The following is a 12,330-nucleotide window of genomic DNA, read 5'->3' as shown; positions in this document are numbered from 1 at the left end:
TAGGAGCGGCTTTAGCCGCGATGCTCTTTACGGTCAAAAGCATCGCGGCTAAAGCCGCTCCCACAACCATCAAAAGCGAGCGGCGTTAGCCTCGATTGGTCAGGCACTCAACCGCTGCGTCACGTCACTCAACTGCCCCGATAACCCGCGCAGGTTCACGCTCGCCGCTTCCGTGCGCACGACGTTTTCTTGGTTGGTGGTGGCAATCGCGGTGATTTCGGTGAGGTTGCGCGAGATATCTTCGGCCACCGACGTCTGTTCTTCCGCCGCTGTGGCGATCTGGCGGTTCATGTCGCGAATGGCTTCGACGGCCTGGGTGATGCGGTCGAGCATTTGCCCGGCCTCGGTCACTTGCTGCACGCCGGCTTCACTGCGGCTCTGGCCGTTTTCGATGGCCTTCACCGCGTTCAGCGCGCCGGTTTGCACGGTGTCGATGATCTGGTGAATTTCCGCAGTGGACTGCGCGGTGCGTTGCGCCAGGGTGCGTACCTCGTCGGCTACCACAGCAAAACCACGGCCCGCCTCACCGGCGCGTGCCGCTTCGATAGCGGCGTTCAAGGCCAGTAGGTTGGTTTGGTCGGCAATGCCCCGAATCACCTCCAGCACTTTGCCGATGCGGCCACTGTCGGTTTCCAGACGGCGAATGACCTCGGCGGTATTAGCGATTTCGCCGCTCATGGCGGTGATGGTCTGAATGGTCGATTGCATCACCGTGCTGCCTTGCTGCGCCGAGTGATCGGCATCGTCGGCCGCGCCTGCGGCTTCGGCGGCGTGACGCGCCACTTCCTGCGCGGTGGCAGACATCTCGTGCATGGCGGTGGCCACCTGATCGGTACGCGAGAACTGTTCGGCGGTGCCTTGTGCCATGAGCGTGGCGATGGCGTTCAACTCGCCGCTGGCGCTGTCCAGTTCGCTGGTGCTGCGTTGCAGGCGGGTGAAGGTGTCGGCCAGAAAATCGCGCAGGGTGTTGGCGGCCACGGCCAGATTGCCCAGCTCGTCGCGGCGACTGGTGTCCACACGCTGGCCAAAATTGCCTTGGCTGAGCCGGCCGATGTGTTCGATCAGGCTTTTGATCGGCGTGATCAGGTTGCGGTTGACCAGCCACAGGCTGAGCAGGGCGATCAGCACGCTGGCGCCCAGCAGCACGGCAGTGCCGAGCCACACGGTGCGTTCGGCGCTGGCGCTGATGGCGGCGGCCTGCTCTTCGCTGCGCTGGTGCAGTTGGGTAACCAGCGCGCCCATTTGATCGCTGGTGGCGCGGTCGATGCCCTGCACGGCTTTGTCGCCTGCGGTCGGGTCAGCGTCGGCTGCAACAAACGCGGCTTTGCCTTTGCGGTACGAGGCACCGAGAGCCTGGTGTTCGCTGCGCAGTTTTTCGACTTGGCTTTTTAGCGCAACGTCGTCGCCTGCCTCAGCAATCAGGTCGCCGAGAATTTTTTGAACCTTGCGTTCCTGCTCCTCGAACTGGCCCCAGTACTTGTCTTGTGCGGCTGGGTCTTTGCCGCGCAGCAGCACGTTCTTCCACTCTTGAACCTGGGATTTGAATTCGAGGTTGGCCTGATCGACCAATTGCGACTCTTGCAGCGGACCGTCGAGCAGCCCGCGATAGTTCTGAATGCCGCCGGACAGAAAGCTGAAGCAGGCCAGGGCAATGATCACGGTGAGCAGCAGGCTCCCACCCAATAGGGCAAGAATCTGCGCGCGCAGGGAGTTTTGTAAAAACATACGGAAACGCCTCTCGGGAAAGTGGTGGCTATACACCGGTTCGCTCAAGGTGCGAGGCGTCTTACTTCCCTGTAGCTCATGACGACAGACACGCCAAAACTGTCCGCCGAGCTAAGTGGCCCAGAGCGCACAGGTGTTGTTTGAATATAGTCGGCTGTAGACGTTTGGACTTAAGTCTGTAGGAAGATTCTGGCAGATGGCCATGACGGGCGGTCGGGGCTGCCAGTTAAAAGCTCGAGGCTAAAGCCTCTCCTACAGAAAGCGGTTTTTATCTGTGGGAGAGGCTTTAGCCTCGATTCTTGGAAACGAAAGAGGATCAGGCCGTCTTCAGGTGCAGATGGTTGTCCCAAAGCCCCGCCGGCAAATCCAGCGCTTGCGGGCTGATGCTGGCGCTGCGGCAGTCGTAGAAGCGGCAGCGGCCCTGACCGGAGGTGACGACGAAGCCGTCTTGCACCGCGCCCACGCCGGCGCAATCGGGCAAGGGCGCATCCAGGCGCACGGCGCCGCTGTCCAGGTGCCATATAAAGAAGCGATTGCCGCGCGGTGCGGTGAGTGCCACCAGGCGCAGGTCGCTGTGCACGGCCACGCTGGCGGTGTACTGGGCCATGGCGTCGCGTTGTTCGGCTTCGATGGGAAAGGCCTGGAACGGTTGGCCCGGACGCTTGATCGCCAGCAGCTCGGCCGGCTCATGGGCATCGCCCATAAATTGCTGGCCGGCCAGGATGGTGCCGTCGCTGGCAATGGCCAGGTGGCGCACGCTGTTCATTTGTTGGCTCAGGGTTTCTTTGGAAATCAGCGTGCCGTCGCGCTGGAGCAGAACCAGGCTGGGCTCCATGGCGTGCAGGTTCATTTCCTTGCGGCTTTCGGCTTCGGTGCGGATGCCACCGTTGGCGATCACGAAGGTTTCACCGTCGGGCATCCACGACACTTGATGCGGCCCCAGGCCGTGGGTGCTCAGCTCACCGCTGTGGTGGAGCTGACCGTTGTCGTAGCGGTACACGGTGAGCAGGCCGCGACCCGGATCGGTGGTGTCGTTGTCGGTGGTGTACAGCCACTCGCCACTTTTATGGAACACGCCGTGGCCGTAGAAATGGCGGTCCGGTTGCGAGCGCACGGTTTGCAGCAGGCGGCCATCGCGCAGGTCGATGAGGTAGCTTTCGGTGCCCGGCCGGCGCGCCACGAACAGGGCGACCGGCTGGCTTGGGTGCTCGACCACATCGTGACAGCGCTGCGCCACTTCGGTGGCGAACACCTGGGTGCCGTCGAGGCGATAGCCGACGGCGTAGTGCTTGCCGTGGCTGTCGTCGCGCGCCGACAGCACCAGCGGGTTTTGGCCTTTGCGGCTGACGGTCCAGCCGCCCAGTGTCAGTGCACCGAGCAGCAGGCTGCCGAGGCCCAGGACGTGGCGGCGGAGCATATTAGTCACCATCGTTGGCGTTGAAGCCGAGTTGAACGTTGAGGGCTTTCGCCAGCTCGCTTTCGTGCAGGCGGTGAACCACGTTGAGGCTGTCGTAGAAGTCATTCAGGGCTTTGCGCCCGGCTTCGTCGGCGAGCAGTTCGGTGAGCGGGCGGTCCATGGCGTCGAGTTGGCGGCGCGCTTCTATATAAGCCGCGTCGATTTTTTCGGCCAAGGGCTTTTGCTCATCCGGCAGCAGACCACGGATGCCGTGGTTGTCGACGCCTTTCCAGAGGTTCTCGGCGCTGGCCAGGCTGGCGGCGATGCTTTTCAGCGAGGTATTGCTGCGCCAGCCTTCAGCCTGGAACGGCTGCGGCAGGTTTTTGGTCTGCCGGCCCAGCGGCGCGCCGAGTTTTTTCTTCAGCATGTCGAGGCCGGTGACCTGCACCCGCAGCAATTCGGCGATGGCTTCGTGAGAGTCGGCGTAGCGCTGGTTGGGGAATTTGCTCAGTTGCTCGACCATGCCGTCTTTGCTGTCCCAACGGCCGAGAATTTCTTCGGCCAGGGTTTGCTGGCGTTGGCCGATGGCTTCGAGCAGCGGGCAATAACGGGCTTTGGTTTCGGCGTCGGCGAGGTCCAGCTTGCTGTCGTAAAGAATATATTCGTACGCCGACAGGCCTTGCACCACCACGCTGGACTTGGCCAGGGCAGCGGCGTCGATATTCGGCGTGGCTTTGACCAACTGCTCAACCTGACGGCCGACCAGGTCTTTCTTGTCGGGCCAGAACTGCACCTGCCAGGCGCGGTTGCCTTCGGCCAGCGGGCCGATCATCAGCGGCTGCAATTCAGCCCAGGCTTTTTGCGCAGCAAGAAAATCGGCGCGGGCTTTTTCTACATCGGCTTTGCCGGAGCAGAAGGCCAGGGCGCTGGCGGCCAGGGCGCGGTCGGCTTCAACCCAGCGGCTGTAGGTCGGCAGAATTACTTGCTTGGCCAGCGCGGTGGAAATCTGCGCTTGCTGGTCGGCCGGCGAGCAGGCGCCCAAGGCGAGGGCGGCAATGCTGCTGAAAAGTAATTTAGTGCGGAACGTCTTCTTCCCAAACATGAGGCTAAAAGCTCCTTACAGAGAATTCAGGAACGCCAACAGCGCAGCGCGCTGTTCGGCATCGTAGGCGAGAACTTGCTGTTGCGCGGCCTGCGCTTCGCCGCCGTGCCAGACAATGGCTTCCAGCAGGTTGCGCGCGCGACCGTCGTGCAGAAATTGGGTGTGGCCATTGACCGTTTGCGTGAGGCCGATGCCCCACAGCGGCGGCGTGCGCCACTGGCTGCCGCTGGCGTTGAATTCGGGGCGATTGTCGGCGAGCCCGGCGCCCATGTCATGCAGCAACAGATCGGTGTAGGGGCGAATCACCTGATTGGCCAGCTCCGGTTCAGCCGCGTCGCTGCGCGTGGTGAATTGCGGCGTGTGGCATTGCTGGCAACCGGCTTGGTGGAACAGGCTTTTGCCGGCCAGCACCTGCGGGTCGTTGACCTGGCGCCGCGCCGGCACGCCGAGGTTGCGTGTGTAGAACAGCACCTGACTGAGCAGATGATCGCTGACTTCCGGCATGCCGCCATCAGGGGCTTTTTTACAGGCCGTTTGCGTCGGCGTGCATTCGTCGAACGGGCGCAGTGTGGTGGTCAGGCCCATGTCGGCGGAGAACGCATGCACGTTCTGTTGGTTGAGCGTGGGCTGGCCGGCTTTCCAGCCAAAGCGGCCGAGCACGGTTTTCTGTTGCACGTCGTCCCACACTTGGTTGGGCGTGCCAGTGATGCCGTTGTTCGTGGTTTTTTGCGCGGCAGCGCCGGCGAGAATGGCGTCGTCGGGAATCGCTTCGAGCAAGCCCAGGCCAATCATCGGCGGGGCGATGCGCGCGGAAAACTGCGCGTTGGGGCTGATCGGGCCGTAGCCCCAGTTGCTGATTTGCAGCTGCGGTTGGCGCAGCTCGATTTGCGTGCCGTCTTTGAACGCGACCTGGTGGGTCTGATAGTCGACACGAATGCGCGCTTCCGGCTCCACGCCGGGAATCGACATGTCTTGCAGCTGCGTGCCGTACACCGGCTCCGGCACCACGCCGACTTTTTCAATCAGCGCCGCTTGCTCGGCGCTCGGTGGCAGCGACACGCGCACCAGCATCGACACGGCGTTAACGTCGTCGCCCACCGGCGGATGGCCGCGGCCATCTTTGATGTGGCAGTTCTGACAGGCGTTGGTGTTCATCAGCGGGCCGAGGCCGTCGCGGGCGATGGTGGTGGACGGCGCGATCACCCACGGGTTGCGGAAGAAACTGTTGCCCACCGCGAAGTCCAGACGCCGGGTGGGCGTGAGGTTGCTGGAGGGCTGGGAAAAGGCATCGCGGTTGTGCTTGCCGACCGTGGCTTGTCCGCCAGACAGCGCTTCGCCGGGCTCGGCCTGGGTAAAGCGCGGCGACTTATCGCAGGCGTTCAGGCCAGCCACACAAAAGGTGACCACGCTCAGGGCAAGCAGCAGGGAAGGGCGCGCGCGAGGCATCAAAGGGTGTTCCAGACCACGAAAACAAGCGCGCAAGCTTAGCAGCTAGGGCGCCTTCAAATAAGAGGGATTTGCGTTTGCCGAGGAGGTTAATTGTCACAGCGTCAAAAAGATGTGAAGACCTGCGGACGTTTTCGTTTGCAGGGATCGCGGCTAAAGCCGCTCCTACAGGTGTTGCGTTCTGTAGGAGCGGCTTTAGCCGCGATGCTTTTTGGCCGATGCCGAAAATAGCGTGCCGCCCAGCCATTACACGGGGTTAAACGACAGGCATAAAAAAACGGATGCGCTTTGTGGGCGCATCCGTTTGACGTTCAGGCGCCAGATCGGTGGCGGTTAGAACGTGTGATCAGCGGTGTCAGGCTTGAGGTCGTTGATGCCCAGCTTGGCAGCCGCTTGCTCGATGGCGCCGGTCTGTTTCACCAGAGCAGCAATCGCGTCACGCACGATCTGGTTGCCAGCAGCGTTGTCGGCGGCGATCAGTTGGTCGAAGTGCACGCCTTTGTTGGCGCTGTCGACCATCACTTGCAGCTTGGCTTCGGTGGCGGCCAGGTCGTCTTTGGCGGTGGTGTCGGTGGCGGCGTCGATTTTCGCCACGAGCGAGGACAGGCTTGGGCCGGTCAGCGTGGTGCCGTCGACTTTCTTGTACTCGCCCAGGTAGACGTTGCGAATGCCTTTGCCGTTGTAGAAGTGCGAGTTGTGGGTGTTGTCGCTGAAGCAGTCGTGTTCGTCTTCGGTGGAGTTGGCTTCCAGCGCCACTTTCATACGCTCGCCAGCCAGTTCGCCGAGCGACAGGCTGCCCATGCCGAAGAGCATTTTGCGCAGGCCGTTTTCCGGGGCGTCAGCCACCAGCGTGGCGCGGTAGTTGTCGGCAACGCCGGCTTTCCACTGCTCAACCATGCTGTCGAGGTCTTTAACCAGCAGCGCGGTAGCGGCTTTCAGGTACTCGGCGCGACGGTCGCAGTTGCCGTGGGTGCAATCTTTGCCGGTGGCGTAGTCGGTAGCCGGACGCTCGCCAGCACCTGGGCCGGTGCCGTGCAGGTCTTGGCCCCACAGCAGGAATTCGATGGCGTGGTAGCCGGTAGCCACGTTGGCTTCGGAACCGCCCAGCTCGTTCAGGCTGGCCAGTTTTTCGCCGGTGATTTCGGTGACGTCGATTTTGTCGTCGCCAACCTGAATGCTCTTGTTAGCGATGATGTTGGCGGTGGCGGCCGGGTTGCCTTGAGCGGCCGGGGTGTCAGCGGCGACGTAGTCGATCAGACCTTCGTCCAGCGGCCAGGCGTTCAGTTGACCTTCCCAGTCATCGACCACGGCGTTACCGAAACGGAACACTTCGCTCTGCATGTACGGAACGCGTGCGGCCAGCCAAGCGTCTTGAGCAGCTTTCTGGGTGGCGGCGGACGGCGCGGCGATAAACGCGTCTACGGCTTTTTGCAGCGCGTGGCCCGTGGTGGCAGCGTCGCTGAATACAGCGAATGCCAGGTCAGCGTAATGGTTGACGACGGCTTTGGCCGCAGCCTCATCGACTTTGCCAGTAGCGGCGGCAGCAGGAGCGGTGGCGGTGCTGGCAGCAGGAGCGGCTGCTTGAGTGGCTTGCTCTTTCTTGTCGTCGCCGCAGCCGGCGAGAGAAATAGCGATGGCCAGCAGACTGGCGGTAGCCAGAGGCATACGAATCATGGCGAGGTCCTTTGCATCGTGAGGTGGGAGACTGCGCAGCGCGTCTGGGCTGCAAAACGCGCACATAATGCGAAAGATTTTCATTTTGTGCAAAGCCTTGTGCCGCGATTTATTGTTTTTACGCGTGCGCCAGTTCTGCTTTGTTGGTGGCTTCGTAGCTAGAATGCCAGCATCGTGAATGCTGCTTGGATGGGAGATCCTGCTATGAGCGTGACGGCCGTTGTGACCTTGGTGGTGCTGTTTTTTATCGCGGTGTACGCGGTATCGATTTACAACGCGCTGGTGCGGGTCAAGCACGGGGTGACCAAGGCGTGGTCCAACATCGACGTGTTGCTCAAACAGCGCCACGACGAGTTGCCCAAGCTGGTGGAAACCTGCAAGCAATACATGCAACACGAACGCACCACGCTTGAGCAGGTGATTACCGCGCGCAACGCCGTGGGCACGGCCCGTGAGCGTGGCGATGTGAGCGCCGTTGGCCAAGCCGAAAGTGGCTTGCGCGCCGGCCTCGGCCAGTTGTTCGCCCTGGCGGAAAACTACCCGCAGCTCAAAGCCAACGAGAGCTTTCAGTTCTTGCAGCAGCGCATCAGCGGCCTGGAAAACGGCATTGCCGATCGCCGCGAGCTGTACAACGAGGCGGTGAATATCAACAACGTGCGCGTCGAGCAATTTCCCGATGTGATCATCGCTCGCGCCTTCAACTTCAAGCCCGCCGACTTGCTGGTGTTCAGCGATGCGGAAAAGGCCGACGTCAACGTCAAAGCGCTGTTCGGTTAAGCGCTGAATCGTGGACATCCAGCAGTTCAGCTTTCTGATGTGCTTCGCCGTGGCCATGTGCGGCGGTGGCGCCTGGTGGTGCATGAGCCGCTTCAGCGCCGCGCGGCACATGCTCGACACACCAACCTCGAAAATCCGTTCCGCCGCCCAGGGCTATGTCGAATTTTATGGCCTGCTGCAGGAGGTGCCGGGCATGGCGCAAACCATTGCGCCACTCAGCGGCACGCCGTGTTTGTGGTGGCGGATCAAGGTGGAAGAGTCGCGCAGCAACGGCAAAAGCCGCTCCTGGAGCGTGGTCGACAGCCGCACCAGTGAAGGCTGGCTGCAACTGTCAGACAGCACCGGCGAATGCCTGATCGACCCCAGCGGCGCCCAGGTTCGGCCTTCAACCCGCAAGGTCTGGTATGGCAGCACTCGCCATCCGATGGGGCCGGCGAAGGCCGGTTTCTTCGCCTTCTTCAGCCACAGCGACCAATACCGCTACACCGAGGAACGCCTGCACGTTGGCCAGCCGCTGTACGCCATCGGTGATTTCAAAACCACCGGTGGCGGACGCCAGGGCCTGGACTTGAACGCCGCGCAGGGCGAGGTGATTCGGGAGTGGAAAGGAGATTTCAACGGCCTGTTGCAACGCTTCGACAGCAACGCCGACGGCCAGCTCGACGACCAGGAATGGAACCGTGTGCGCCTGGCTGCGCAGCTGGAAGCCGAAGACCGGCACCGGCAAACCAGCTCGAGGCCAGCGACCAATTTCATGGGCCAGCCCGAGACGTCGCAGCCGTTCATTCTTTCCAATGCCGGGGAAGATGAATTGGCCCGCACGTTTTATTGGCAGGCGGGAGTGGGCGCGGTGGTGTGTTTGGCGGGGGCGTTGGCGATTAATTGGTTGTTGCAGAATTATCAGGGCTGACGGCCAATCCCCGTCATCCCGTCATCCCGTCATCCCCGCGAAGGCGGGGATCCAGAATTTGGCAGGTGACTGCGTCCGCCGGACAACTCTGGATTCCGAATTGTCGGACCACCGCCTACGCGGGAATGACGGAGTGAAGACTGCGAGATTCATTCATCCGCCGATGGGCCCCAACAAAAAACAACTACGCATCAAAGCGTAATGCTGGCGTCACTAATCCTGCGCGACTGCTTGAGGAACAGCGTCAACTCACGCGCCGGCAGCGGTTTGCTGTAGAGGTAGCCCTGACCTTCGTGGCAGCCCTGGGCAATGATGTACGCCTCTTGTTCCAGCGTCTCCACGCCCTCGGCGATCACCTGCATGCCGAGACTTTTCCCCAGCTGAATGATGGCGCGCACGATGGTGGCGTCGTCTTCGTCGTCGAGCAGGTCTTGCACGAAGCTCTTGTCGATTTTGATCTTGTCCAGCGGCAGACTTTTTAAGTAGCTCAGCGAGGAATAGCCGGTGCCGAAGTCGTCGATGGCGATCAGCGCGCCGGAGCGGCGCAGGCTGAGCAGGTGCTGGGCGGCGGTGGTGATGTCTTCCATCAGGCCGGTTTCCGTCACTTCCAATTCCAGACTGCGCGGCGGCAGGCGGTACATCTGCATCAGGTTGTTGACCACGCGCGGCAACTCGGCGTGGTGCAACTGCACGGTCGACAGGTTGATGGCCATGCGCAAGTCGGTGAAGCCTTGGTCGTGCCATTCGCGCAGTTGGCGGCACGTTTGGTCGAGAATCCATTCGCCAATCGGAATGATGCTGCCGTTCTGTTCGGCCAGCGGAATGAACGTGTCTGGCGGCACCAAACCATGCTGCGGGTGCTGCCAGCGCAGCAGCGCCTCGACGCCGACGATGCGGTGGTCGCGGTAGTCCACTTGCGGTTGATAAACCAGGTGCAGTTGGCCTTGGGTCAGCGCTTCGCGCAGGTCCTTTTCCAGTTCGCGGCGGCGGCGCATTTCGCTGTCGACGCTGGCGATATAGAACTGGTAGCGGTTGCGCGAGCGGCTCTTGGCCAGGGTCATGGTCTGTTCGGCTTTTTGCAGCAGCTTCTCGGTGCTGTCGCCGTCTTCCGGGAACAGGGTGATGCCGATGGTGGCGCGCAGCATCACTTCCTGTTGGTCGAGCAGGAACGGCGCTTCCAAGTCATCCAGCACACTTTGCGCCAGTTCGGCGGCTTCGTAAGGCTGTTCGATGTCGGCTTGTACCAGGGCGAACTGATCGCCGCCTAAGCGGGCGAGGGCGCCAAGGCGGCCGCTGTGGCTGCGCAGGCGATCGGACAAAGCGAGCAGCAATTGGTCGCCGGTCTGATAGCTGAATTGCTCGTTGATGCCTTTGAAATCATCCAGGCCCACGCACAACACCGCGACCCGACGCTGAAGGCGCCCGGCATCGCCGAGAATCTGGTCAAGCTGGGTTTGCAATTGCTGGCGGTTGGGCAGGCCAGTGAGGAAGTCGTATTGCGCCATACGCAGCAGACTGTCTTCGGCTTCGCGGCGTAAATGGGTGTTGCGTTCGATGGAGGACAGCAACTGATTGGCCGTGTTGATCCACAGCCCCAGCTCGTTTTTTTCATTGCCCGGCAGCATCGGCAGCTTGTGCTCGCTGGGGCGGTCGGGGTTGATGTTGGTGAGGTGCTCGATGATTTTTGACAGCGGCTTGGTCAGCAGCCAGTGATAGACCAGGTACAACACCAAGCCCATGGCCAGCGCGCGCAGCACGCCGGAGACGAAAATGATCACCGAGCTGGTGATGAAATCCTGGCCGTAACGGGCGGTGTCGAGGGTGATGGCGAGGTCGCCGTAGTATTCGCTGTAAGGGCCGCGGCCAACCAATTGAGTGGTGAAGGTGGCTTCGTCGCCCAGAATAGGGTCGGTCAGCCAGCGGGTGGAGCGCACCATTGGCTCGCGCGATTTTTCCGCGAGCATCGGCTCGTTGGGATGGCCGATGGAGGCCACTCGTACGGATTCGTTTTGAAACAGGCCCTCGATGACCTGCATGCCCATCTCACGGTCCAGGCTGTAGACGGCCTGAGTGGAGGGGTCGCGAAACATATCAAGGATGCGGTGCGCGTCATCGGCGATCGCCTGTCGCGTCTTGTAGACGTCGAACATGATTTGCGCGCAGCTCAACAGCACCCCGACCACTAGCGCCGATAACAGCACCACGCGGAGCAGTTTCAGCGACAGGCTGTGTTTGAGTTCCAGCTTCAAATGACCATTCCTTGTTCGAGACCACAGGCGTCATACCGACGGAGTATTAGCAATCGTGAGGAAGCAGTCAAAGGGCCATCACAGTGAAAAAATTATCAAGAAGGCGCGTCGCGCGGCCAGCGCTTTTTCAAACCAGGTGCTGAACTGCCACGGTTGCGCTCGAACTGTGTCGGTCGGGGCTCTTCACAACTTTAGACCGCTGAGCATTTTTCTCGCCGTCAGGGGTGGAGATTGCGATAAATGGCCCGCGCTCGTAAACCGCTACCAAAGCAGGCTGTGAAGCACGAATAAAAAAACCCGGCAAATGCCGGGTTTTTTCAGAACGGGACTGGGCTTAGGCGGCGAAGTTTTTCGCAACGAAGTCCCAGTTAACCAGGTTCCAGAACGCTTCTACGTATTTTGGACGCAGGTTGCGGTAGTCGATGTAGTAAGCGTGTTCCCACACATCGCAGGTCAGCAGCGGGGTGTCGCCGCTGGTGATCGGGCAGCCGGCGCCGATGGTGCTGGCCAGAGCCAGGGAACCGTCAGGCTTCTTCACCAGCCAGCCCCAGCCGGAACCGAAGGTGCCGATCGAAGTTTTGCTGAATTCTTCTTTGAATTTGTCGAACGAGCCGAAGGCTGCGTTGATGGCATCGGCCAGAGCGCCAGTCGGTTGGCCGCCAGCGTTAGGTGCCAGGCAGTTCCAGTAGAAGGTGTGGTTCCAGACTTGGGCTGCGTTGTTGAAGATGCCGCCCGACGAGGTCTTGACGATTTCTTCCAGGGTTTTGCCTTCGAACTCGGTGCCTGGCACCAGGTTGTTCAGGTTCACGACATAGGTGTTGTGGTGTTTGTCGTGGTGGTATTCCAAGGTTTCCTTGGAGATGTGCGGCTGCAATGCGTCGTGGGCATACGGCAGCGGAGGCAATTCGAAAGCCATGGGTGATTCTCCTAATCAGGGTCAGTTGCGGTATAGGCGCAAGGCCGATCACGGGCGGCCAAACATGCGACGGGGAGTTTGTACTCTTTGCGCCGCAGGGGTCGGATCATAGCACCGGGCCTGTGGCATAACCAC

The 12,330-nt window shown here is 61.2% G+C and carries 9 protein-coding genes; 2 read left to right on the top strand and 7 right to left on the bottom strand.

Annotation, left to right across the window (positions count from 1 at the left end):
- Positions 1-99 precede the first annotated feature (99 nt).
- From ACZZ0Q_RS18430 to ACZZ0Q_RS18410, 5 genes are all read right to left on the bottom strand, one after another.
- Positions 100-1,725 (bottom strand): methyl-accepting chemotaxis protein, encoded by a 1,626-nt coding sequence (locus ACZZ0Q_RS18430; RefSeq protein ID WP_463541278.1) that lies wholly within the window; start codon positions 1,723-1,725, stop codon positions 100-102.
- A 316-nt stretch (positions 1,726-2,041) separates the two neighbouring features.
- Complete coding sequence (locus ACZZ0Q_RS18425) at positions 2,042-3,142, bottom strand: DUF1513 domain-containing protein (RefSeq protein ID WP_463541279.1); 1,101 nt, start codon at positions 3,140-3,142, stop codon at positions 2,042-2,044.
- A gap of 1 nt (position 3,143) precedes the next feature.
- Positions 3,144-4,223 (bottom strand): imelysin family protein, encoded by a 1,080-nt coding sequence (locus ACZZ0Q_RS18420; protein ID WP_463560829.1) that lies wholly within the window; start codon positions 4,221-4,223, stop codon positions 3,144-3,146.
- 15 nt (positions 4,224-4,238) lie between these two features.
- Positions 4,239-5,669: a di-heme oxidoreductase family protein gene (locus tag ACZZ0Q_RS18415; protein WP_463560827.1), complete on the bottom strand. Its 1,431-nt coding sequence runs from the start codon at positions 5,667-5,669 to the stop codon at positions 4,239-4,241.
- A gap of 333 nt (positions 5,670-6,002) precedes the next feature.
- The gene (locus ACZZ0Q_RS18410; RefSeq protein WP_463541281.1) at positions 6,003-7,343 is read right to left on the bottom strand and encodes an imelysin family protein; all 1,341 of its coding nucleotides are present in this window, start codon (positions 7,341-7,343) and stop codon (positions 6,003-6,005) included.
- A 204-nt stretch (positions 7,344-7,547) separates the two neighbouring features.
- Between ACZZ0Q_RS18410 and ACZZ0Q_RS18405 the strand changes: the two genes are divergently transcribed.
- Positions 7,548-8,120, top strand: a complete 573-nt coding sequence (locus ACZZ0Q_RS18405) for a LemA family protein (RefSeq protein WP_463541282.1) — start codon at positions 7,548-7,550, stop codon at positions 8,118-8,120.
- 37 nt (positions 8,121-8,157) lie between these two features.
- On the top strand, positions 8,158-9,030 hold the full coding sequence (locus tag ACZZ0Q_RS18400) for a GIDE domain-containing protein (RefSeq protein WP_463542292.1): 873 nt from the start codon (positions 8,158-8,160) through the stop codon (positions 9,028-9,030).
- A gap of 191 nt (positions 9,031-9,221) precedes the next feature.
- Here ACZZ0Q_RS18400 and ACZZ0Q_RS18395 read toward each other — a convergent pair whose 3' ends face one another.
- Positions 9,222-11,279, bottom strand: a complete 2,058-nt coding sequence (locus ACZZ0Q_RS18395; protein WP_463541283.1) for a putative bifunctional diguanylate cyclase/phosphodiesterase — start codon at positions 11,277-11,279, stop codon at positions 9,222-9,224.
- A 334-nt stretch (positions 11,280-11,613) separates the two neighbouring features.
- Positions 11,614-12,195 carry a Fe-Mn family superoxide dismutase gene (locus tag ACZZ0Q_RS18390; protein WP_122452041.1) on the bottom strand — a complete coding sequence of 194 codons (582 nt, stop codon included), beginning with the start codon at positions 12,193-12,195 and terminating at the stop codon, positions 11,614-11,616.
- Positions 12,196-12,330: the final 135 nt, after the last annotated feature.

This window comes from Pseudomonas sp. AC070, from assembly GCF_979258635.1.
Note: the sequence above shows the minus strand (reverse complement) of the source record. Positions and strands in the feature narration are given on the sequence as shown.

What these genes read in the sequence shown, in the direction of transcription:
- ACZZ0Q_RS18430 (WP_463541278.1), bottom strand. Translation starts at nt 1,725, where the DNA reads ATGTTTTTACAAAACTCCCTGCGCGCGCAGATTCTTGCCCTATTGGGT.
- ACZZ0Q_RS18425 (WP_463541279.1), bottom strand. Translation starts at nt 3,142, where the DNA reads ATGCTCCGCCGCCACGTCCTGGGCCTCGGCAGCCTGCTGCTCGGTGCA.
- ACZZ0Q_RS18420 (WP_463560829.1), bottom strand. Translation starts at nt 4,223, where the DNA reads ATGTTTGGGAAGAAGACGTTCCGCACTAAATTACTTTTCAGCAGCATT.
- ACZZ0Q_RS18415 (WP_463560827.1), bottom strand. Translation starts at nt 5,669, where the DNA reads ATGCCTCGCGCGCGCCCTTCCCTGCTGCTTGCCCTGAGCGTGGTCACC.
- ACZZ0Q_RS18410 (WP_463541281.1), bottom strand. Translation starts at nt 7,343, where the DNA reads ATGATTCGTATGCCTCTGGCTACCGCCAGTCTGCTGGCCATCGCTATT.
- ACZZ0Q_RS18405 (WP_463541282.1), top strand. Translation starts at nt 7,548, where the DNA reads ATGAGCGTGACGGCCGTTGTGACCTTGGTGGTGCTGTTTTTTATCGCG.
- ACZZ0Q_RS18400 (WP_463542292.1), top strand. Translation starts at nt 8,158, where the DNA reads ATGTGCTTCGCCGTGGCCATGTGCGGCGGTGGCGCCTGGTGGTGCATG.
- ACZZ0Q_RS18390 (WP_122452041.1), bottom strand. Translation starts at nt 12,195, where the DNA reads ATGGCTTTCGAATTGCCTCCGCTGCCGTATGCCCACGACGCATTGCAG.